The organism is Gilvimarinus chinensis DSM 19667 (assembly GCF_000377745.1).
In the GTDB taxonomy this organism is placed as follows: Bacteria; Pseudomonadota; Gammaproteobacteria; order Pseudomonadales; family Cellvibrionaceae; genus Gilvimarinus; species Gilvimarinus chinensis.
The window spans coordinates 157,006-178,791 of the sequence record NZ_KB898706.1 but is presented as its reverse complement, the minus strand read 5'-3'; the positions used below and the strand labels follow the sequence as shown (position 1 = coordinate 178,791).

Annotated in this window: 19 protein-coding genes; 9 read left to right on the top strand and 10 right to left on the bottom strand. The window is 50.8% G+C overall.

Translation table 11 applies throughout. The features are described 5' to 3' along the window. Window positions 1-2: 2 nt before the first annotated feature. A complete protein-coding gene (locus D568_RS0100885; protein WP_020207666.1) occupies window positions 3-1,487 on the bottom strand; it encodes a xylulokinase in 1,485 nt (494 codons plus the stop codon). Window positions 1,488-1,755: 268 nt separating this feature from the next. Between D568_RS0100885 and D568_RS0100880 the strand changes: the two genes are divergently transcribed. The 3 genes from D568_RS0100880 to D568_RS0100870 all read left to right on the top strand — a co-directional run bounded on the left by D568_RS0100880 (window position 1,756) and on the right by D568_RS0100870 (window position 6,003). Beyond that, window positions 1,756-2,484, top strand: coding sequence for an NUDIX hydrolase (locus D568_RS0100880; RefSeq protein ID WP_020207665.1), 729 nt, complete (start codon window positions 1,756-1,758; stop codon window positions 2,482-2,484). Between the two features lie 79 nt (window positions 2,485-2,563). After that, on the top strand, window positions 2,564-5,434 hold the full coding sequence (locus D568_RS0100875; protein WP_020207664.1) for a glycosyl hydrolase 115 family protein: 2,871 nt from the start codon (window positions 2,564-2,566) through the stop codon (window positions 5,432-5,434). A 119-nt stretch (window positions 5,435-5,553) separates the two neighbouring features. Further along, window positions 5,554-6,003 carry a DUF6491 family protein gene (locus tag D568_RS0100870; RefSeq protein ID WP_020207663.1) on the top strand — a complete coding sequence of 150 codons (450 nt, stop codon included), beginning with the start codon at window positions 5,554-5,556 and terminating at the stop codon, window positions 6,001-6,003. Here D568_RS0100870 and D568_RS0100865 read toward each other — a convergent pair. Genes D568_RS0100865 through D568_RS0100855 form a run of 3 tightly spaced genes read right to left on the bottom strand, consistent with a single transcriptional unit; the run spans window position 6,000 to window position 8,711 of the window. Beyond that, a complete protein-coding gene (locus D568_RS0100865) occupies window positions 6,000-6,434 on the bottom strand; it encodes a response regulator (protein WP_026286759.1) in 435 nt (144 codons plus the stop codon). The two genes, D568_RS0100870 and D568_RS0100865, sit on opposite strands and share 4 nt — an antisense overlap. Further along, window positions 6,388-7,974, bottom strand: a complete 1,587-nt coding sequence (locus D568_RS0100860) for a sensor histidine kinase (RefSeq protein WP_020207661.1) — start codon at window positions 7,972-7,974, stop codon at window positions 6,388-6,390. Before D568_RS0100860 ends, D568_RS0100865 begins: the two co-directional genes overlap by 47 nt. Further along, on the bottom strand, window positions 7,974-8,711 hold the full coding sequence (locus D568_RS0100855) for a substrate-binding periplasmic protein (RefSeq protein ID WP_020207660.1): 738 nt from the start codon (window positions 8,709-8,711) through the stop codon (window positions 7,974-7,976). Before D568_RS0100855 ends, D568_RS0100860 begins: the two co-directional genes overlap by 1 nt. 204 nt (window positions 8,712-8,915) lie before the next feature. On the opposite strand from D568_RS0100855, the gene D568_RS0100850 reads away from it, so the two are divergent. Together D568_RS0100850 and D568_RS18775 are read left to right on the top strand one after the other, a co-directional pair. Beyond that, entirely contained in the window at window positions 8,916-9,716 is an 801-nt protein-coding gene (locus D568_RS0100850; protein WP_020207659.1) for an AfsA-related hotdog domain-containing protein, read from the top strand. Then, window positions 9,713-10,396, top strand: a complete 684-nt coding sequence (locus D568_RS18775) for an HAD family hydrolase (protein WP_020207658.1) — start codon at window positions 9,713-9,715, stop codon at window positions 10,394-10,396. Before D568_RS0100850 ends, D568_RS18775 begins: the two co-directional genes overlap by 4 nt. A gap of 1 nt (window position 10,397) precedes the next feature. Here D568_RS18775 and D568_RS0100840 read toward each other — a convergent pair whose 3' ends face one another. Then, window positions 10,398-12,485, bottom strand: a complete 2,088-nt coding sequence (locus D568_RS0100840; protein WP_020207657.1) for an EAL domain-containing protein — start codon at window positions 12,483-12,485, stop codon at window positions 10,398-10,400. Between the two features lie 386 nt (window positions 12,486-12,871). On the opposite strand from D568_RS0100840, the gene manD reads away from it, so the two are divergent. Further along, window positions 12,872-14,080 (top strand): D-mannonate dehydratase ManD, encoded by a 1,209-nt coding sequence (manD, locus tag D568_RS0100835; RefSeq protein WP_020207656.1) that lies wholly within the window; start codon window positions 12,872-12,874, stop codon window positions 14,078-14,080. A gap of 21 nt (window positions 14,081-14,101) precedes the next feature. Here the strand turns inward: manD and D568_RS0100830 are convergent, their stop codons facing one another. The 3 genes from D568_RS0100830 to D568_RS18770 are packed head-to-tail and all read right to left on the bottom strand — an operon-like array spanning window position 14,102 to window position 16,265. Next, a complete protein-coding gene (locus D568_RS0100830; RefSeq protein ID WP_020207655.1) occupies window positions 14,102-14,548 on the bottom strand; it encodes a hypothetical protein in 447 nt (148 codons plus the stop codon). Window positions 14,549-14,595: 47 nt separating this feature from the next. Further along, complete coding sequence (locus tag D568_RS0100825; RefSeq protein WP_020207654.1) at window positions 14,596-15,534, bottom strand: lipid kinase; 939 nt, start codon at window positions 15,532-15,534, stop codon at window positions 14,596-14,598. Next, a complete protein-coding gene (locus tag D568_RS18770) occupies window positions 15,531-16,265 on the bottom strand; it encodes a phosphatase PAP2 family protein (protein ID WP_020207653.1) in 735 nt (244 codons plus the stop codon). The genes D568_RS0100825 and D568_RS18770 overlap by 4 nt, the downstream gene beginning before the upstream one ends. Window positions 16,266-16,509: 244 nt before the next feature. Between D568_RS18770 and D568_RS0100815 the strand changes: the two genes are divergently transcribed. Genes D568_RS0100815 through D568_RS0100805 form a run of 3 tightly spaced genes read left to right on the top strand, consistent with a single transcriptional unit; the run spans window position 16,510 to window position 18,572 of the window. Beyond that, window positions 16,510-17,838: an alanine/glycine:cation symporter family protein gene (locus tag D568_RS0100815; protein WP_051084007.1), complete on the top strand. Its 1,329-nt coding sequence runs from the start codon at window positions 16,510-16,512 to the stop codon at window positions 17,836-17,838. A gap of 15 nt (window positions 17,839-17,853) precedes the next feature. After that, window positions 17,854-18,099 (top strand): DUF2164 domain-containing protein, encoded by a 246-nt coding sequence (locus D568_RS0100810; RefSeq protein WP_020207651.1) that lies wholly within the window; start codon window positions 17,854-17,856, stop codon window positions 18,097-18,099. Then, window positions 18,096-18,572 carry a GNAT family N-acetyltransferase gene (locus D568_RS0100805; RefSeq protein WP_020207650.1) on the top strand — a complete coding sequence of 159 codons (477 nt, stop codon included), beginning with the start codon at window positions 18,096-18,098 and terminating at the stop codon, window positions 18,570-18,572. Before D568_RS0100810 ends, D568_RS0100805 begins: the two co-directional genes overlap by 4 nt. Before the next feature lie 41 nt (window positions 18,573-18,613). Here the strand turns inward: D568_RS0100805 and D568_RS0100800 are convergent, their stop codons facing one another. Both D568_RS0100800 and D568_RS18765 read right to left on the bottom strand, forming a co-directional pair. Further along, complete coding sequence (locus D568_RS0100800; RefSeq protein ID WP_020207649.1) at window positions 18,614-19,939, bottom strand: OmpP1/FadL family transporter; 1,326 nt, start codon at window positions 19,937-19,939, stop codon at window positions 18,614-18,616. Between the two features lie 101 nt (window positions 19,940-20,040). Then, window positions 20,041-21,675, bottom strand: coding sequence for a mechanosensitive ion channel family protein (locus D568_RS18765; protein ID WP_020207648.1), 1,635 nt, complete (start codon window positions 21,673-21,675; stop codon window positions 20,041-20,043). Window positions 21,676-21,786: the final 111 nt, after the last annotated feature.

The window sequence follows — 21,786 nt, the reverse complement described above, 5'->3', positions numbered from 1 at the left end:
AATTAACCCAAATCCGCCAAGGCTTTTTGCCAGGCACCGTAGGCCTGCTGATACTCATTAGCACGGCTGCTATCGGGCTCGATGACGGCGACTTTCTCAAGTCCGGCAAAGGCCTCTTTACCTGAGGCGTAAAAGCCCGCTCCCAAGGCGGCGCCCCGGGCAGCGCCCGCCGCACCGTCGGTATCGTAAAGCTCTACCGCCGCCTGGGTGGTGTTGGCAAATGTTTCGGCAAACACCTGACTGAGAAACATATTGCCTTTGGCGACTTTAATCACTTCACAACTGCCGCCCAGCTCTTTGAGCACATCAAAGCCCTGATTGAGCGCGAACACAATGCCCTCTTGCGCGGCGCGCACCATGTGGCCTAAACCGTGACGATTAAAATCGATATTGCGAATGTGGCCACCCAGATTGCGGTTTTGAAAAATTCGCTCGGCGCCATTGCCAAAAGGGTGAAACACCAAGCCGTCACTGCCAACGGGAATCGGCGCCGCCAACTCATTCAAATGGGGGTAGCTGATATCGCCGCCTGCGGTGAGCATTTGGCGTAACCAGCTGTAAAGACGACCCGTACCATTCACACACACCAGCACGCCATTGCGCTTTTGCGCCTCGGTGTCGGTGACATGCACAAAGGTGTTGACGCGGGACTTTACGTCCGCCACGTCTTTATCGGTCACCCCGTAAATCACTCCAGAGGTACCTGCGGTAGCCGCAACTTCACCGGCCTCCAGTACATTCAGGCTGAAAGCGTTATTGGGCTGATCACCCGCGCGATAACTGACAAGCGTACCCGGTGCCAGCCCAAGCTCTGCGGCAACCGCATCACTAACACGGCACTGCTCGCCGATATTGGGCACCAGAGGCGGCAGCAAATCGCCATCCATATCCCAGTGCGCCATTAATTGATCCGCTGCAGCGCGCTTTTGATAATCCCAAAAGGTACCCTCGGACAAGCCCGAGGCGGTTGTGGTCAGCTCTCCAGATAATTTCATGGCGATGTAATCACCGGGCAGCATGGCCTTGTGCACGCGCGCAAACAGCTCGGGCTCATTCTCCTGCACCCAGCGCAATTTAGCAGCGGTAAAATTACCCGGCGAATTCAGCAGATGGCCATAGCAATAGTCATCGCCCAGCGTCTGCAAAGCGCTTTCGCCATAAGGCACAGCACGTGAATCGCACCAGATGATGGCAGGGCGCAAAACCTGTTGCTGATCATCCACCAGCACCAATCCATGCATTTGGTAAGAAATGCCAATGGCTTTAATGTCTTTTAGCTCAATGCCCTGCGCCGCGATTTTTGCCAGGCCCGCGGTCACACATTCCCACCAGGTTTCGGGGCGCTGCTCCGCAAAGCCGGCCTGAGGACTGCTGATTTCCAGCTCGGTTTCGGGGTGGGTAACCGCGACTTTAGTGCGTCCGGTTTCTCCATCGATGACCGCCAGCTTGGTTGAGGAACTACCAATATCTAAACCTAGAAACAACATGACTCTCCACTTATGTAATCGTTGTTATCATCGCGTCATTGATCGCCCATTAGCGATTACGAATTCTATAATGAACGCATCCTAGCTTATTGTCCCCATGACCACAAGAGTTTTTGCTTGAATTCTATACGGGTTTCGTCCAAATTACTCCGCCATCGGGTTTCAGTGTTGTAATATGGTATATTTGACCACAAGAAATCAAATACTAAGTGATTACCATATATAAACATTTGTAATGTTTTAGCGTTTTACTACAGGCCAAAAGACCGTGTCAGACTCCAGCCACTCCTATAGCAGCCACGTCGAACCATCCTCTACGCCAGACAATGTCATCAAGGCGCTTTCTATCGACAACCTTATTTTTGGGCTCGATCATGGCAAATTAGACATACTGCTCATCAAACACAAAGTGGGCATCAGTAAAGGTCAGTGGGCCCTGCCTGGCGGCTGGATTCGCTACGACGAAAACCTGCGTGACGCAGCCACCCGCCACCTGCACGAGCTAACCGGAGTGACCGACTTGTACCTGGAGCAGCTGAAAACCTTCGGCCGGGTAGACAGATTCCCTTCCGAGCGCGTGGTCACCGTAGCCTACTACGCACTGGTCAGCGCCGAAGATTACAAAGTGGTTGCCGGCAACAACGCCACCGATGCCAGCTGGTTTGGCATTCACGAGTTACCCGAGCTGATTTTCGACCACAAGGAAATTATCGATTTTGGCATTCAGCACCTGCAACAACAGGTGCGCCGCCGCCCCATCGGTTTTAACCTGCTGCCCGAAAAATTTACGCTGTTACAACTGCAAGAGCTGTACGAAGGGATACTTGATACCAAGCTGGACAAACCCAACTTCCGCCGCAAAATCATGAAAATGAATCTGCTGGCCAGCTGCGATGAAAAGCAACAGGGTGTTGCCCACCGTGCCGCCAAACTTTACCGCTTCGATGAAGAGGCTTACCAAGCACTGACGGAAAAAGGCTTTTCTTTCGAAATCTGAAGCCTATTTTTAACGCAATTCAGGCCGCATTATGTTATGGTTTATGTGACCATAACATAATGCGCAAAGAGCCTGACTTGTGATTCGACGCTATCTTATCTTTTTTGCTTGGTTCCTATTGGCCGGCAGCCATCTGTGCAGCGCTAACTCTGCGGCCCTTAGTAAACATGACCTTCTTAACGAAACAGCGTCATCGGCCGGGTTTAAGCTGGTTAATGGTCGAAAAACGGCCACGCTGTATCAACCCTCAAACGCCGACCCTGCGATAAGCTACGCCCTGCGCGATCTGCAAGCGGACATCAAACGAGTCACAGGGCGCAAAGCCTCCATCACCTCCGACGCCGACAAGCTCGGCCAACAAGCGCTCATTGTTGGCGAGCTGGGAAAAAGCCCCCTCATTGACCAACTCATCAGTGAGGGAAAATTAGATGCCTCTGAACTCAAGGGCCGCTGGGAAGGTTTTCTCATTCAAACCCTTGAAGCTCCCTTCCCCGGCACGGCGCAAGCTCTCGTTATTGTCGGCAGCGACCGCCGGGGAACCGCTTATGGCCTGTACACCTTAAGCGAACAAATTGGCGTGTCCCCCTGGTACTGGTGGGCAGACGTCGCCGTCAAAAAACGCGACAACCTCTTTATTAAAGCAAACACCCGCATTATCGACGCGCCAGTGGTGAAATACCGCGGCATTTTTTTGAATGACGAAGCGCCCGCACTAACCGGCTGGGTTGAAGAAAACTACGGTGACTACAACCACGAATTCTATGACAAAGTGTTTGAGCTTCTTATGCGCTTACGGGCCAATTACTTGTGGCCCGCGATGTGGAATAACGCTTTTGCCGATGACGACCCCAAAAACCTAGAACTTGCCCACCAGCGCGGTATTGTCATGGGCACCAGCCATCACGAGCCCATGATGCGCGCGGATAAAGAGTGGAATCGTTACGGGGAAGGCCCCTGGGACTACGAGCGCAACCCAGATAAACTGTATCAGTTCTGGCGAGAAGGCGCCGAGCGCAACAAACCCTTCGACTCCATTTATACACTTGGCATGCGCGGACAGGCCGACACTCCCATGAGCGATGAGCAAAACATCGGCTTACTGGAAAAAATTGTCGCTGACCAACGTGAAATTTTAGACGATGTATTCGAGCAGGATTTAAATAAGGTCCCACAAGTTTGGGCACTGTATAAAGAAGTCCAAGGCTATTACGAAGACGGCATGCGAGTACCGGATGATGTCACCCTGCTGTGGGCCGACGATAACTGGGGCAACATCCGCCGCCTGCCTACCCCTGATGAACGCCAACGTTCTGGTGGCGCGGGGGTTTACTATCACTTCGACTATGTTGGCGGCCCGCGCTCATACCGCTGGATGAACGTTACCCCCATCGCCAAAATCTGGGAACAGATGAACCTGGCCGATGCCTTTGACGCGAAAAAGATTTGGATCGTTAATGTGGGCGACTTAAAGCCTCAGGAATTTCCCACCGAATTTTTTCTGCGCATGGCCTGGAATCCCCAAGACTGGCCCAAAGAGCGACTGAAAGAGTTTGGCCAACGCTGGGCCGAGCGCGAATTCGGCGCTGAATATGCCGCCGACATAGAAGCCATTATTACCGGCTACACCCGTCACAACGGCCGCCGCAAACCAGAATTAATGAGCCCAGACACCTATAGCCAGCTTCGTTATCACGAGGCAGACCGCATCAGCGCCGAACTCGCCAGCCTGCTGGAAAAAGCCGAAACCATTTATAAAAACGTCCCATCGCGGGATCAGGATGCATTCTTTCAGCTGGTACTACATCCCATTAAAGCGACTTATATCATTCACGAACTCTACAGCAACGCCGCGAAAAATCGACTATATGCCAGGCAAGGTCGTGCCAACGCCAATGAGTACGCTGAACGAGTCCGCGAATTGTTCGCAGCGGATGCAGAGCTGAGCGAACAATATCACGGCATAAAGGGCGGAAAGTGGAACCACTTTATGTCGCAACCGCATATTGGTTATACCCACTGGAACAATCCGCCCGCTAACACCATGCCAGTTACCTACCATTATCAGCCTCATCACAAAGCCGACATGGGTGTAGCAGTGCAAGGGTCTGAGGCCAGCTGGCCTGAATCCAGTCGCCTGACGTTGCCAGAGTTCAGCCTATATGGCGAAACCAGCCACTACATTGATATCTACAACAAAGGGCTCACCCCCTTTGAATTTACCGCCAGCACCAACCAACTCTGGATCAGCCTGAGCGCCACCAAAGGTGAAATTGCAAGCAGCCAACGCTTACAAGTCAGCATTAACTGGCCGGAAGCGCCCGAAGGCACTCATACGGGTGAAATCTATATTAAGGGCACAGGGTGGGGTGGCGCGAGCATAGCGGTCACGGCTTTTTTACCTGACCGGGCCACTCGAAGCCAAGCAAAAGGCTATATTGAAACTGCGGGAGTCATTGCTATTGAGCCGGCCAACTACAGCAAAAAAAGCCGTGACACGAAAACCGTATGGGAAGAAATTCCCCAACACGGCCGCACAGGCTCATCCGTATCCACGTTCCCAGTCACCGACAAGTCTTACACAGACCTCAGCACGGCACCCTGGATAGAGTACGACTTTTACGTTTTCACTGCTGGCGATATAACAGTCAATAGCCAATTTGCCCCCAGCCTTAATTTTGTTCCTGAGAGGGGGCTTAGATACGCTATCGCTATTGACGATAATCCACCGCAAGTTGTAGATATTCTCAGCGACCTATCTCACAGTGCCTGGCAAGATGCTGTTCGTAACGGTGTACGGCAATCACTAAGCCAACACCTTCTAGCTGAACCGGGACAACATACCTTAAGAATTTATGCCATAGACCCTGGCGTTACTTTGCAAAAGCTGATTATTAACAACGGCGGCCTTAAACCAAGCTACCTTGGCCCCCCTGCCAGTTATCACCGCTAAATCGAACCCTGTAGCAACCTCAGGAACTTTCACCCGGCCCCGTGCCGGGTTTTTTTTCATCGAAAGGTGACTATACTTAGACACTTACACGAACACCTACTGGGCTTATGCGAGTACAAATGATGAGACAGCAAACTTTTTTATATATCGCTTTCGGTATAGCACTCACCAGCCTTATAAACGCTTGCACCTCCACAGGCAGCGCTTCTAGTAACATTTCCAATACACTCCAAAGCATGACTGGTCAAAACGGTCGCGCATGCATTGATGCAGGAGATATTCGCGGGTATGGGGTTTTAGATCGAAACGTGATTTCCATTAATGCTTTTAACAAATACTATCTGGCGACCGTCTTGCCTGGCTGTACTGACCTTGAGGTTTCATCGCGAGCTATTTTCGAACAGAGGTTTGCCGAAGTCTGCGGCGGCGGCATGAACAGCCTGAAAACCGCTGGTGACAAATGCACAATCCGCAGCATTTTTGAATTTGAAAACCGCAATGAAGCATTCGCCGCCCATGAAGCGGCAATACAACAACTGAAAAAATTGCAAGAGGAGGAGAATAATTAAATACGAGTATTTAAGCGCAACCAGTAATTACTCACTGCCTGCAGAAGCTGTGCAAAGCCATCAAAGTCCAAGGGTTTTCGCAGATAGCTATTAACCCCTAGCTCATACCCCTGAACAATATCATCTCGCTCATCCGAAGTAGTCAAAAAAGCGATGGGCGTAAGGCTGTAGCTGGACGATGCTCGTAACGTACGCAGCACATCAAAGCCGCTTATTTGTGGCAAATTAATATCCAGCAAAATTAAACCCGGCTTGCGCTCTTCTGGCCTGTTGGCATAACGACCAGAAGCGAACAAATAGTCCAGCGCTTCCTCCCCGTTAGGAACGGTCTGCAAGTTAAACTCTGTATCCAACCGTTTAAACGCCAATTCTGCTAATTCAGCCTCATCCGGATTGTCCTCCACCAGCAGTATCGTATCCCTGTTCGCCATCCCGATTCCTATCCCAAAAGGTAAAATAAAAGCTCGCCCCTTCATTAGGACGAGCATCAGCCCAAACCTTGCCACCGTGTCGCGCTACTATTCTTTGAACCGTAGCCAGCCCTACCCCTATACCCTCAAAGTCAGAGCTTTTATGCAATCGTGTAAAGGGCGAGAACAATCTTCCAGCATAACGCATATCAAACCCGGCACCATTATCGCGCACGAAGAACACCCGCTCATTGCCACTTCCCTGGCAACCAAATTCAATCTTAGCAACTTCTTTTTTACTCGTGTACTTCCAAGCGTTATGTATCAAATTATTAATTAACATAGCCGCGAAGCGATAATCAGCCTCCACCCACACAGCATCTTCAATTTTAACCTCTACATTGCGCTCTGAATCTTCACTTTGTAACTGTTCAACAGCCAAACTAACCAGGTCAGACAAGTTAACACTTATCACCTTCAACTCACTTTGAGTCGCTCTTGACAGCTGTAAAAAACTGTCGATCATTTCACTCATTTCCTGAGTTCCGGTCTCTATTCGACGCAAGAAGTGACGCTGTTGATCACTGCACGTTTCTTCCATTTGCTCGGCAAGAATTCGTCGAAAACCTTCGATTCGACGTAGTGGCGCGCGCAAATCATGAGACACCGAATAACAAAAACTGGCAAGCTCGCCATTAGCGGCTTCCAGTTCGGAAGTGCGCTGTTTCACCCTATCTTCCAACACTGAATTTAAACGCTTCACCTCATGTTCTGCTCTACGCCTGGCCACAATATCGTCGGCAAGAGCCAGGTTAACTTGGCGCATGTGCTCGTAAGCTTCAACCAGTTTATCGGTCAACTCATTAAATGAGTTGACTACCATATCCAGCTCATCAGCCTCACCCTTTGAATCACGATTAAGGGCCAGAGATGAGACAGGCGCAGCAATATCATACCCAGAAAGATACCTAGCTATATGCCCCAGATGAACAGTTACCAGCCGATGAAAGACATACAATATAAACAGAGAAACTAAAAATGTTTTTACGCCCTGACTCAAAAGGATAACGACAGCCTTATCCCATAATCGCGCATACACATCTTTCAATGAGGCCTGCACCTTCAATATTCCGACAATTCTGTCCGTCGCGTTAAATCGACGAACGATTGGGTATTCTTTCTCAATGACATTTACCGATGAAAACTCACCCAGCTCTATGACCAAAGGCCGATCCAGGTCCGCGCCACTTTCATGGACCGCTACCGCACTAATATCTGGCAAATGAAGAATGCCATCGAGCTGCAAACGAAGTTGACTAACATCCAGGTTCCACAAGCTGGCACTGATACTCGCCATATAGCTACTTTCAATGTCTGCCAAGCGGCTTTTAATTACTCCAATGTCACGGCGATAGTCGGTGAAGAGCTGTACGGCGGTAGCCAGTAAAGTGACAACTGAACTGAACAGAATAATACTAATTAACAATCGACGGCCAATACCCCGACAGCCAAACGCCTGGCGCAAAGAAGTTTCATCACCTTTAAACCAGCGTGTGAGCATTAGAAATAGTACTCTGATTTGATTCGGTCAATGACGCCTTCAGCTTTCATCTGCTGTAGAGCTTGATTCAACTCTGGCAGCCAATTCAGGTTCTCCGACTTGCGAGAACATTGCAGTTGCAGAGGAACATCCGCCAACTTTAAAGACTCTCCTAGTGTGTCAGCAAAGCCATTATTTTCGGCCAAATAACGAATAGTTGGAATAGCACCAGCCACATAGTCCACCCGAGACCTAGCCAGCTTTCTTATAGAGATAAGATAATCCGTATCATAAACCTTTGTGAAGGACTCATCTGCATCAAACCTTGGGGTAATACTTGAGCCTCTTAAAAGAGCCACCCTACGCCCTTTCAAAATATTATAATCAGGTAGTCTAGTCTCTTTTCCTGCAACCAAACCGATAGCGTGGTAAGCCACAACCTCGCCGCCCACCACAACTTGCTCATCACGAGGAATTAAAATCGTACAGTCGTGCCCTCCTGACTCCAACTCTCTATCTACTCGCGCGAAAGGTGTTAAAGAGATAGTGAGCGTAGCATCAACTCGCTTATCGATCTCTTTAACCATCTCAACAAACGCCCCTTTCATTTCTCCCGTGTTTTGCTCCACCTCACCCCAAGGGGAAACCTCCAAGGAGATAAACTTCAAAACCACCGGGTCAGCATACACGGTTACAGATGAAGCAGACGCAGCCAAAAGCACCCACCGAAGAAACATTAACGCAGCATAAGGTCTCATGAAAAAAACCAAATAAAGTAAATTAAATATTAACCCGCCCCAGCTGGACTCTCTTTTGCGATAACTCGCCCACACCGATATAACTGACTAGGACAATTTGGGTATTTCAACATTCGTTGAAGACTAAATTGTTCGCTTTGGCAGGCCCCTTAACAAGCCTGTCAATGTATCACTATTCATTCTTCATACATAGGTATATCAATTATGAACTCACGTATTTTATTGGTTGTCGGCGATAAATTTTCATCCTACGCAAAAGGCAAAGATGCCATCACAATCTCTCAGCTTCGCAGCCTATTAACCCTGCCGGAGCAGCTCATTCCAACTACCGGAAGAATCAAGCTGATACCGGGTCAAGGCTTAGGAGACGAATGCATTCAAGAGCTTCTTACTTTAGCCTCCGATTTAGGCCGTCATGAAATTTATGACTTTAGCCTGTGGCAAAAAATACCGCAACGCGCCCCCAAACAGCTGAGCCACAAACACCACCCAGAGAACACCCTTATCTCCACACCAACACACATCAGTGAAGACATCTATGAGCTGTATTTACTCATCGATGAGAATGGAGAGCTGATGCAGGACCACCAAAGTGGACAGCACGTACAGGGAATGCTTCTGATTGAAGCCGTCAGGCAAGCTACCGTAGCCATAACCGAAATGTACTACCTCCAAAGTGCGACTCAACAGTACGCATTTGTCCTCAACAACATGTCCGTAAAATACAACAACTTCTCTTTCCCGGTACCGGCTAAAATTTTATGCCGCATTACCAATAAGGTGGTGGAGATGCCGAAACGCCTAAGCTTTACTATTGAGGCAGATGTCATCCAGTGCGACACCTGTGTCTCTAACTTAACGTTCGAGATAGCAGCGATGAACAAGGAAAGAATCTATAAACAGGAAAGTCGTCAAGCCATAAACATGCAAAAACGACACATGATCAGCTTTGAAGACCAAACCTCTTCTCCTTCAACAGCAGTGCTAACAGGAGCCAAATCATGAACCAATTAACTCACTCAAACACGGCCCCCTGCTCAGCATTTTTCGATGTTGATGACACTGTGATTGCCGTAAAAAGCATGTTGAGCTTTCAGGATTTATGGTATTCACGTCATCATGATCCTTTAGCTGAGCAACGCTATCGCGACGACCTTGCAGGCATCAAAAAAGACAATGCCTGCTGGGCCACCTTAAACCGTAAATATTACTCCCACTTCGCTGGTCGCTCTGTAGACGAAGTAAAGAGTTTGGCTTACGAGTGGTACCTACTTCAAAGTAAAGACAAGAGGTTTTATCACTCACACGTTATCAGTTTACTTCGCCAGCACCAATCTTTAGGCCACACCTGTGTCTTTGTTTCCGGCTCGTTTCAAGAGCTGCTTGAACCTATAGCCAAAGAGCTTAACGTCGAGCATGTTCTAGCAATCGAGCTTGAAACCGATAACGGGCGCTATACCGGAAGAATCATTCCACCACAGACTATTGGAGAAGGTAAGGTCTTAGCGATAGAAGAGTTTCTAGCTCAACATCTGATCTGCGCATCAAACTGTTATGCCTATGGTGACGATATATCTGACTTCCCCATGCTTGAATATGTGGGAAAACCGAATGTCATTGCTGGAGGCAGGAGTCTTGAGGAGAAAGCCAGGCGGTTAGGCTGGCCAATTATTCTCCCCTATTAATCTATTCTTGCTCCCGCACTGCGGGAGCTTTTTCTAACAGTCCTTTCAGCAGGGTTAATGGCGCGGGCTTGCCCAGCATATACCCTTGCGCATAATCGCAGCCTGCTTCACGCAAAAAATCATGTTCCTCTTGGGTTTCTACCCCCTCCGCAACAACAACCATTCCCAAACCTTGAGCTAAACGCACAATCGTCTCGATAAGCCGCTTTGCACTTTCACTGTTTTTAATATTAGAGACAAAGCCGCGATCTATTTTGAGTGTGGTAAAGGGGTACTTCTGCAAATACCCCAACGAGGAATACCCGGTACCAAAATCATCAATGGATAGCCGAACCCCCATTGCGCACAGCTGCTCTAAGTTCTCAGCCGTGACAGGAGTGTCTTCCATTAGAACGCGTTCGGTAATTTCCAGCTCCACTTGCTCTGGAGAAACAGCGTACTCATTGAGTTTTGTACGAACAAACTCAGCGTAACCTTTTACTTCTAGCTGCTTAGGGGAAATATTCAATGCCAGGCGAACGGTCTGGGCGCTTTCAGGCAGAACATTGCTCACCTGCATCAAGGCATTAGCGAGCACCCAGCTGTCAATCTCCTGAATTATGCCCACCTCTTCAGCCAACGGAATAAATTCTCCGGGCAAGCGCAGCGTATCATCGCGCTGGCGCCATCTAACCAGAGCCTCAAACCCGATGGTTTTCCCGCTGGTTAAATTAACAATAGGTTGAAAGTGCAGGTGCAACTGATCACGAATCACCGCATATCGCAGGTTGGCCTCTAGCTCAAGTCGATCAAGCAAAGCCGTATTAATATCTTCGGTGAAGAAATGGTAACGATTGCGCCCGTGATCTTTGGCCTTATACATAGCCAAGTCAGCATTTCGCAATAAAAGATGCGGGTTCGCGCCATCTTCAGGGTATAAGGCGATACCTACACTCGCCGTTACAAAGTAGTCCCGGCCAAATATCGAAAAGGGATTAACAAACTGATGCAGGATCTTTTCCGCTACTCTATGAACATCTTGTACACTTTTCAGCTCCGGAATAATAACGACAAATTCATCCCCGCCCATCCGGGCCAGAGTATCGCCTCCGCGAACGCAGCATGACAGGCGCTCTGCCGCCTCTTTCAGCATGGTGTCGCCAATACTGTGTCCGAGACTGTCGTTCACATTTTTAAAATGATCCAGGTCAATTCCCAACACAGCAACATTGTCACCGTTGCTCTTGGCGGCCTCAATCGCCAAGTTTAAGCGATCCATTAATAAAACCCGATTGGCAAGCCCGGTAAGGTCGTCATAATGCGCCTGGCGCAACAGCTGCTCTTCATAACTGCGGCGAACCGTAATGTCTTCTTTTATGGCTAAATAGTGGCTCACCGACTTCCCGTCTTCACTCAAAGGTGAGATGTTGACATACTCCCAGATCAATTGACCGGATTTACTTTTGCTGGAAAATTCGCCCCTCCACTCTTGATCCGAAATGCCCGATGACCACATTCGGCTCAGTGCTTTTACCGATTGTTCATCTTGAAAAGTAAACCACAAAGGCTCTCCAATCGCCTGCTCACTGCTATACCCCATACTCTGTTCAAACCGGGGGTTAACATACTCAATTACCCCTTTATCATCGGTTATTACAATAGAAACAGGGCTTTGCTCAACAGCCTGGGAAAGCACCTTTACCCTCTGCTCAGCAATTCTCTTACGGTGACGAATCTTAGCTTCACGAATCTCACGCTCTATAGCAGGGACCAGCCTGGCCAAGGCCCCTTTATCCATAAAGTCATGCGCGCCCTGCTTTAATAAAGCGACAACATCTTCAGCCGTCACTGCGCCGGAAGTGATAATGAATGGAAGATCCAGGCCACTGCTTTTAAGAGTGTTCAGCGCTTCTTCTGCAGTAAATTGGGGCATCCGGTAGTCACAGATAATGACATCCCAACTTTCATTATCCAAAGCCTCTGACATCTCAGAATATGTTTGAACCTGATGGGACGAAGGCACAAAGCCGCCCCGCTCAAGCTCAGCCAGCGTTAACTCAGCATCTACCTCCGAGTCCTCAACAAACAATACTTTTAATGGAGTTCCCATAACACTTACTATATTCCTACGATGCGTCGCCGAATCACCCTGCCTTGGGGATTTCAGCTCCTAAATACGCTGCCTGTAGTTCGATCTTAAGCTTAGCAGCTACAGAGTCTAACAGGACTAATAAAAGCGATAATAGACCTCGAGCGACAGATTCATTGCAATTTCCCCTTCAGCGGCCCTACCACTAACGATCTTGGCCACAACAGCTCTGTTTATAGCCCGAAAATTATCCAGTTAGAAAACAAAACACCGCGTCAACCTACATCAGGCTTCTCTCCTGGCTTGATAAACTCGAAGACCTTGCCCCTAAAACCAATTGGCGCTACTCTTATGGTTTTTTAGACCATAAGAGTAGCGCCCCCGCTGGCCATTAGGAGTTATTCCGCGTGAAGATTGTCGCCGCCAAAGTCATCGTCTGCAGTCCCGGACGTAATTTCGTCACTGTTAAAATCACCACTGATGAAGGAGTGTATGGCATTGGCGATGCCACCCTCAACGGCCGCGAAAAAGCCGTCGTCTCTTACCTTGAAGATTACGTATTGCCAGCACTTATCGGCCGCGACCCTCAGCAAATTGAAGATATATGGCAATTTTTGTACCGCGGCGCTTATTGGCGTCGTGGCCCTGTTGGTATGACCGCTATTGCCGGGGTCGATACCGCACTGTGGGACATCAAAGCCAAGCTTGCCAATATGCCACTGTATCAGCTGCTGGGCGGTCGCAGTCGCGACAAAATCATGGTGTATACCCATGCCAACGGTAAAGACATCCCCTCCACCTTAGAAGCTGTTGCCAAAGCAAAAGACGCCGGCTATCAAGCCATTCGTATTCAGTGCGGCATCCCCGGAGTCGCCAGCACCTACGGGGTCGCCAAAGCCGGTAAAGCTTATGAACCCGCCGACGCCGACCTGCCTACCGAATCGGTATGGTCCACCGAAAAATACCTGAACTTCGCTCCCAAGCTGTTTGCCGCCGTGCGTGAACAATTTGGCGATGACATTCACCTGTTGCACGATGTTCACCACCGCTTAACCCCCATTGAGGCGGCTCGGCTGGGTAAAGAGCTGGAGCCTTTTCACCTGTTCTGGATGGAAGACGCGGTACCAGCCGAAAACCAGGAAGGGTTTAAACTGATACGCCAACACACCACAACGCCCATAGCGGTAGGCGAAGTATTTAACAGCATTCACGACTGCCGTGAGCTGATTCAGAATCAATTGATTGACTATATTCGCACCACTATTGTCCACGGTGGCGGTATCACGCATTTACGCCGTATTGCAGACTTAGCCAGCTTGTACCATGTGCGCACGGGCTTTCACGGTGCTACCGATTTATCACCGGTGTGTATGGGCGCGGCCTTGCACTTTGACTACTGGGTGCCGAATTTTGGTATTCAGGAGCATATGCCTCACAGCGAGCTGATGGAATCGGTCTTTACTCGCCACTACGAATTCAACGCCGGCTTCTTTACCCCAGGCGAGGCGCCGGGTCATGGGGTGGATATTGACGAGTCTCTGGCCGCGCGCTACCCGTACAAGCGCGCCTGTCTGCCGGTTAACCGACTGGAAGATGGCACCCTGTGGCACTGGTAACCACGCTTTAAAGGTACGACGCTAGGCGGGGTGCAGCTCGATTAACTGCTGACGAGCGCGGGCGATATTGTCGCGGCACGATTGCCACAAATCCGCACGCACCTCGCGCAAGGGGGCTTCAATTTTAGACTGCTGCAGCAGCTGTTCAAGACGGTTTTCCGCATCGAGGCGCTGCTCCACCAACCCCTCCAACTCATCGGCAGCAAACAAGGTGGCCAGGTGACTGAGAAACTGCTCCCCGCCCTCCAGTTCCGGGTCGGGCACCGAGGGTAGATCATCGGCGGCGCGGATAGCCTCCGCATACTCATTGGCCAGTGCTTCACGCGCCTCGGCAATAGCGTTAAAACATTCTGCCGCTACTTGGCTACTGGAAAACTCTGCGGCATCGCGATAGTGATCCACACTTTCCAACAGTGCCACATGCACATCGCGCAGGGCCACTTGGGTTTCATTGCGCACAAAGCTCATTTTTCTGTACTCCGGGCTAATTCTCTCGTTCGCTAACAGCCTGTCGGCTAGTCGTTCTCAGTTTTACCCACCCCATCGCCATGGGCGGTAAATGTATTGGGGTCCACCACCACCTGTAAAGCGCCCGGCAATAGTTCAAACTTGGCCGGGGTATGGGCAATAGGCTCGCCATCAGCGTGTATCTCCATGCGCTTGGGGCGGGTTGTCAATTCCATTTCCTTGCCACGCAACTGCACCACTCTCTGTGCGCGCTTCTGGCGACCCTCGCGCAACAGCGGAGCCAGGGTTAAAAACTCCCATACGCTCTGCGGTTTAATACTGTAGAGCGAAAACTCGCCGTCGTCGATGCGTGAGCGCTCATCCACCACGTTACCGCCACCATAATAGCGACCATTGCCCACCGCCAGCTGAATAGAGCGCAGCTTGTACTGGCGTCCATCGACCTGTAAACGCACTTTAAACTGCTTGACCCGCATGAGAGCTGCAAAAAAAGCGCGTAGGTAGCTGAGCACGCCCCAATGCTTTTTCACCTCGGGAGTCAGCTCTTCGGTCACTTTGACACCCAGCCCCATATTGGCCACATTAAAAAAACAGCGCCCGTTAACCGACCCCAGATCAATGGGCATCAACTGGCGCCGGGCGATAACGGCAAAAACATCTTCAATGTCTTCCGGCAGCCCCAGCGAGCGCGCCAAGTCATTCGCCGTTCCCAGGGGCAGAACCGCCAGAGGTAAGCGGTACTGGTGCAGGGTTTGCGCAGCCGAGCTTATGGTGCCATCCCCACCGCCGATAATCACCAGATCTAATTCACGATGGCGCTCGGCAATAATCTCCCTTGTCTGTTCGGCACTATGCGATTCAAACAACTCAGTGGCAATGCCCGCTTCTTGCAGTGTTTTCATGCCTTCTTGCAGCTGTGCCGAGGCGCCATTGCGGGCTTTGGGGTTGACGATTAACAGCGCTTTGCACTTACCATCCAGAGTCATCGCGCCACCTCGTTGACGCCACTCTCAGCCGGTGAGACTTCCACCTGACCGTGACGCTGCAGCCATAGCGCGATCAGCCCGCAGGCCATCGCCCAACCGGCACCGGCGGCCCAGCCGGCCAGCACATCCGTGGGCCAATGCACCCCCAGATACACCCGGCTGATACCAACCAGTGCAGTGAGCGCCATAGCGACAATAATGCCGTAAACTTTGATTCTGCGACGCCGTTCGGCCCGCGCCATCAGCACGGCCAGGGTCAGATAGGTACTGGCGGCCACCATGGAGTGGCCGCTGGGAAAGCTCGCGGTATAAACCTGTGAGCCATGGGGCACCAGTTCAGGCCTGTCGCGCTCAAAGGAGTTTTTCATAAGGGTATTCATCCCCAGCCCACCCAGAGACGCCAGCAGCACCACAAAAGCCAGCCTGCGATAGCCGCAGAGCAGTACGTACCCCACCACGGTCAAGGTCACCAGGGTGAGGACAACATTGCCCCCCAAAGCCGTCAGATCTCGCATGACCTCTTCGAACCAGCCGGGCCCAAGCGGGTCTGTGACATCACCGGCGCTGCGCATCGCCAATAAAATTGTCTCGTCAAACTCGGCGGTGCTGCCTTCGACCACCTCATCGGCCAGCTCTACAAACCCCCATACGCAAGCGAGTATGGCAAACACCACCGCCATAAAACTCAGCTCGCGCTTGCCCAATCTGCTTAAAATATTTTCACTATTCACAAGTTCCACTCTTATTTGCAATTGCACCAAATTAGTTAGCTAGCAAAAACAGCTCCAGCACTGCAACCCCCTATATTACGCGCTACCCCCGCCCCGCAATGTAAATAGTGCCGCTAAGTGCGGCAAAAATTGCCAAACATCACATCGGCCAAGCTCTGAAGGGGTGAGCGCGGCATGCTACCCTAAACCAAATTTTTAACCGGTAACGAGAGTGGAAGAACTACTGCAACAATTTGTCTCCTTTATGTGGGGCCTGCCACTGATCTTTCTGTTGGTCGGCGGTGGTTTATTTTTTGTCATTTACAGCCGCGCCCTACCCTATCGATATTTTGGTCACGGCTTTGCAATACTCAGTGGCCGCTACGATAACAGCAGCGACAAGGGCACCCTGAGCCATTTTCAAGCTCTGGCCACCGCGCTTTCGGGCACCTTGGGTCTTGGCAATATTGCCGGTGTAGCCCTGGCCATTACCGCAGGTGGCCCCGGCGCCGTTTTTTGGATGTGGTTAACGGCCATTGTCGGTATCGCCACCAAATTTTTTACCGCCACCGCCGCCGTCAAATACCGCGGCGAAGACTCACTGGGGCAACTGCAGGGCGGCCCCATGTATGTCATTCGCGAAGGCCTGGGTAAAAAGTGGCTATGGCTCGCCGCATTTTTTGCTCTAGCCGGATTATGTGGCACGCAACCGGTGTTTCAAATTAACCAGCTGGTCGCCATGCTGCGCACCTCAGTCGCCTATCCGTTAAATCTCGCCAGTGAAACCAACCACCTACTGTTTGATGCCAGCGTCGGAGTGGTGGCCGCCGTGCTGGTGTTTACCGTCATCAGCGGCAACTTACCGCGTATTGGTAAAGTTACCTCACGCCTAATTCCCGCCATGGTGCTGGGTTATATGGCGATGACCCTTGGCTTACTGCTCAGCCACGCCAGTGAAATTCCCGCCGCTTTTACGCTTATTTTTAGCGACGCGTTTAGTGGCGAAGCCGTAGCCGGTGGAGCCCTGGGAAAAGTGATTCAGGTGGGGGTCAGCCGTGGCGCCTTTTCTAATGAGGCAGGCATAGGCACAGAATCTATGGCCCATGGTGCGGCGCGAACCAATGAGCCCGTGCGCGAAGGTCTAGTCGCAATGACAGGCCCCGTAATCGACACCTTAATTGTCTGCACCTGCACGGCCTTGGCTATATTAATAACCGGTGTCTGGCAAGGCAGCGATGCTGATGGGGTCACGTTAACGGCCAGCGCTTTTGCCGCAACCTACGGTGCCTGGGGCCCCATTCTGCTCACTGTTATGGTGATTTTTCTCAGTCTTAGCACCATCACTACATTCTGGTACTACGGCAGTAAATGTTTGGGTTATTTGATCGGCGCCCAGCATCAGCACCATTATGCTTGGTTCTACTGCCTGCTGGTCATAGTCGGGAGTATTGGCTCAATAGACATGATTTTTAATTTTTTAATCGGTATGTACGCCGCCATGGCAATACCGACCATGGTGTCTGCACTGCTGCTGGCGCCCAATATTATGGAGACGGCCAGAGATTATTTCGCAAGGCAGCAAAGGGCCGATTAAGCAACGGGAGCAAAAATGAAATTTTCAGAACAAGAAAAAGACGTCATCGTAAATAAAATCCAAGGGTACTTTCGCGACGAGCTGGATCAAACCATCGGCAGCTTTGATGCAATATTTTTACTGGACTTTTTCGCCGAAGAAATCGGTCCGTATTTTTATAATCGTGGCCTGTATGATGCCGCAGCCGTGCTGGACGATAAAATGGAAACGATCACGGATGCCATTTTAGAAATCGAAAAGCCTACGGAGCTGCATCGGTGATTACCATAACCCGCGCCGACTACCACGACCCACAGCACGGCTACGACATCGTGAGCCTGCTAGATGCCTACGCACGCGACCCTATGGGTGGCGGCCAGCCCCTCAGCACCTTTACCCGCGAGCATTTAATCGCCCGGCTGGCGCAATACGAGGCGATTTCGTTGCTGGCGTACGACGACGAACAAGCCGTCGGCCTGCTCAACGCGTTTACCGGTTTTTCGACCTTTGCCTGCAAACCGCTCATCAATATTCATGACTTAGCGGTGTTGCCTGACTATCGCGGTCGAGGTATTAGCTTGCTACTACTCGACGAAATCGAAAACATTGCCCGCGAAAACGATTGCTGCAAATTAACTTTAGAAGTATTAAGCGAAAATAAAATAGCCGCCTCAGCCTATAAAAAATTCGGCTTTAGCGGCTACGAGCTGGCCCCAGAAGCGGGCCGGGCGGAGTTTTGGGAAAAAAAGGTTTGACGCTGACGGGAAACGGACTCGCCCCCCGCAGCATCTAGCGATCAAAAACGCCAATTCACCTGCGCCGCGAAAATATCCACGGTTGCGTCAAACTCGCCCGCCAACCGTGTGGGCGCGCCGATCGCAGAGGTGCCCTCTTCTTCCAGCTGTGCATCATCCACAAACAGGTGTGCGTAACTGAAATCAAAGGAGATATGCTCCGCGAGAGGCCAGTGCACACCGGCAGCAAGCCAGGTGCGATCCGCATCGGGAATACGCGGGCTGACATACTCGGGGTTATCCTGCGGCGTTTCATCCAAGGCCACCCCAAAGCGCCACTGCAAGTGGCCGTCGCGGCCAATGGTGGTGCCCAGCGCATAGCGCATGGTGTCGTCATACTGCAAATTCAACGCGTCCACAGGTGCGCCGCCATCGGTGACTACCGCAATATTTTTAATACTGCTCCATTCGGTTTGCGCAATATCGGCGTGTATTTTCCAGCTGGGTGACAGCGCCTGGCTAAAGCTTAACGTGTAGGTATCAGGCAGTTTTACCGATGCGGTAATGCCACCTTCCAACGCCGTCAGTGCACCAAAACATCCCGTGCCGGTGGTAATGCCTGTGGGCAGAGGGTAACCAGCACCGGGGCTACAGGCCGCATTCAAATCAAAGCTGGCATCGCCATCCAGAGTAAACTCACCACCCTCGCGCCAGACAAAACCAATGCTGGTGCCTTCGCTGGGAGTAAACAAAATACTGGCATCGAGAACGTAATCGTCATCGTCGCCTTTGATTTTTGCGCTGCTATCGGTGCTTGGATCTGGCGCAACCCCGAGCGTGGAATCAAACTGGTTTTCAAGTGTGGCTTCAATGGTCTGGTAATTTACCCCCAAGCCCAGAGAAATCATGTCATTCACAGCCCAGGCGGCGGTGACATTCAGATTGACCACTTCCAGTTCGCTATCGGTGGCGGAGTAACGCCCCGCCCACTGATCATCAAAACGGCTGGCAAGCCCGAAGGGTGCACTTAAACCAAAACCCACGGCAAAGCTGTCGGACAAAGGCGCAACCAAGTAAGCATTGGGAATATAGCCATTTTCTTTGGTGGAACCATTGCCACCGTTAAAGCTGGAGTCGTGATCGTGAAATTCAGCATCGGTAGCCACCACATTCAAACCACCCGTTAAGGTCAGGCGATCTAACTTGGTCATACCGGCGGGGTTAAAAAATACGGTGCTGGCGTCGGTAATATCCGAACCAGTGCCGGCAAAAGCTTTACCCATATGGGCAGGGCTTTGCTCCAACAGTTGGAACGAAGCCGCTTGGGCAAGGCCACTAACTGTAGCGAGGGCGGTAACCAGTGCGGCTTTGGTAAATTTATTATCCATTATCAGTCCTCAGGTTGTGTCAATTACATCCACTTACAAGGACTAAGGTTAGCAGAATACCGCCAAATTACAGCACCTCTTGAAGGATCATTATCACAAGTTTACAACTCACCTTCTGGTTTCTTTTTGACCGCTGGCGGTGTCCATGGGGCGGGCACCAGCGGCTTCTCAGGTTGAGCCATAAAATGGGGCGACATGATTTGTAAATCCGCCTCGGCAAAGGCATCCTGAATGTTCTGGTGTAACTCCGACAGAACCGCGACTTTTAGCTCAGGCTCATCGATGTGCACCAGCAAACGATATTCCACATACCAGTCACTCAGAGCCGTTTGTCGTACCTGAGGCTCAGGCGCTTCACGAACCCCCGTGGTTTTTTCGGCAGCACTCAACAATAAGTGGTGAACCTGGGGCCAGGGCGTGTCATAGCCGATAGTGACACTGGTTGAGACGATCACGCCATCAGGCTTGCTCAGGCGAGTGTAGTTCGTACTAGTGGCATTAAGAAGCACCGCATTGGGGATGGTAATTTCCTCTTTTTTTACGGTTTTTACCTTCGTTGAAAGCACACCGACCGCCGTCACCGTGCCTTCATACTCCCCTATGCGGACGTACTCTCCGGGCTGAAAGGCGCGACTGTAGACAACAATCAGCCCCCCTAGCAGTTGACTCACTATTCCCGCCGACCCCAGAGATACAATCAAACCCAAAAATACACTGACCCCCTTAAACGCTTCCGTATCAGAGCCGGGGATGTATGGGTAAGCTACCACCACGGAAAACAGCCACACCAGAACCACAATAACGCGACGAGTAGCCTTAGCGGTTTCGGCATCGAATAAATGGGAGCGCAAGCGTCCTTTCTCGATACGCGAAAAGATATTGTGAACAATTCCGCTCACGACTTTGGCCAACCAGAAAATAATGGCCACCATGATTAAGTCGGGAATAGAGTGAAGGATGCCCAGACCAATATCGGCAACCAAGCGCACAATATAGTCGGTGAGCCGCTGACCATAGCCAATGGTGTAAGGAAATTGCCGCATGACATAGGCAAGCCATAAATAGCAAAGCAAACCTATCATCAAGAGCATTAATAAGCGCACAATACCTGAGAGCAACATCATCAGATAAGGCATTAAGTACAAGTTGCCAAACTGCAGAATGCTAACGCCCTGCTTCGGGTTATTAGCATTCTCTAACCACAAGAGCACCTTTTCTCGCCCGCGAACGATACCGAATATCATCACCCCGAATATCACTGTTGCAAGAGCTGAATGCAGAAGGCCAAACAAAAAAACTTTGGGCCTTTGCTGTGCATCACGCCGTTCAAGCCACGCGCTTAATCGCTCAATGATTGAAGCCCCGTATTGCTCCAGGGTCATATTCGGAGGAGCGTCTTCGTCCAGTAAACCAATAATCCGAAGGTCATTAACCAGAATCCATGCACCTTTATATTCACCCTCCACCACAGGGCTGTAATCAAACCGGTAATCTGGGGCAACAGGGATAGAGTGAAGTTTTTCGAGAATATTATTGGCGCGGACTTTAGGCGTTAAATGTCGGTACTGACTGCGAAGCGTGAGTAAGTGCGCCCCCCAGATTTCTACATCCTCATATTCGGCTTCAGCCAGAGCATTAACATGGTCTTCAGCCGGTTGGCCTTCAGGCGTTTGCGCCAGCGTAAGTTGTATCCCGAAGAGGAGAAAACCAAAAAATAAAAACCGCGATACCACCATGCGTACTTCCTTGCAAAATACTGTTTCACAGAAATATACCACAGCGCCCAGATCAAAAAACCAGTTTATTTGTGCGCATGCATAGCGACATAAAACAGGCCCACCATCCAG

Excerpts from the sequence above, each read along its gene's own strand:
- D568_RS0100855 (WP_020207660.1), bottom strand. The coding sequence starts at position 8,711 with ATGAGACCTTATGCTGCGTTAATGTTTCTTCGGTGGGTGCTTTTGGCT.
- D568_RS0100885 (WP_020207666.1), bottom strand. The coding sequence starts at position 1,487 with ATGTTGTTTCTAGGTTTAGATATTGGTAGTTCCTCAACCAAGCTGGCG.
- D568_RS0100815 (WP_051084007.1), top strand. The coding sequence starts at position 16,510 with ATGTGGGGCCTGCCACTGATCTTTCTGTTGGTCGGCGGTGGTTTATTT.
- D568_RS18775 (WP_020207658.1), top strand. The coding sequence starts at position 9,713 with ATGAACCAATTAACTCACTCAAACACGGCCCCCTGCTCAGCATTTTTC.
- D568_RS0100865 (WP_026286759.1), bottom strand. The coding sequence starts at position 6,434 with ATGGCGAACAGGGATACGATACTGCTGGTGGAGGACAATCCGGATGAG.
- D568_RS0100800 (WP_020207649.1), bottom strand. The coding sequence starts at position 19,939 with ATGGATAATAAATTTACCAAAGCCGCACTGGTTACCGCCCTCGCTACA.
- D568_RS0100825 (WP_020207654.1), bottom strand. The coding sequence starts at position 15,534 with ATGACTCTGGATGGTAAGTGCAAAGCGCTGTTAATCGTCAACCCCAAA.
- D568_RS18765 (WP_020207648.1), bottom strand. The coding sequence starts at position 21,675 with ATGGTGGTATCGCGGTTTTTATTTTTTGGTTTTCTCCTCTTCGGGATA.
- D568_RS0100870 (WP_020207663.1), top strand. The coding sequence starts at position 5,554 with ATGATGAGACAGCAAACTTTTTTATATATCGCTTTCGGTATAGCACTC.
- D568_RS0100860 (WP_020207661.1), bottom strand. The coding sequence starts at position 7,974 with ATGCTCACACGCTGGTTTAAAGGTGATGAAACTTCTTTGCGCCAGGCG.
- D568_RS0100850 (WP_020207659.1), top strand. The coding sequence starts at position 8,916 with ATGAACTCACGTATTTTATTGGTTGTCGGCGATAAATTTTCATCCTAC.
- D568_RS0100830 (WP_020207655.1), bottom strand. The coding sequence starts at position 14,548 with ATGAGCTTTGTGCGCAATGAAACCCAAGTGGCCCTGCGCGATGTGCAT.
- D568_RS0100840 (WP_020207657.1), bottom strand. The coding sequence starts at position 12,485 with ATGGGAACTCCATTAAAAGTATTGTTTGTTGAGGACTCGGAGGTAGAT.
- D568_RS0100810 (WP_020207651.1), top strand. The coding sequence starts at position 17,854 with ATGAAATTTTCAGAACAAGAAAAAGACGTCATCGTAAATAAAATCCAA.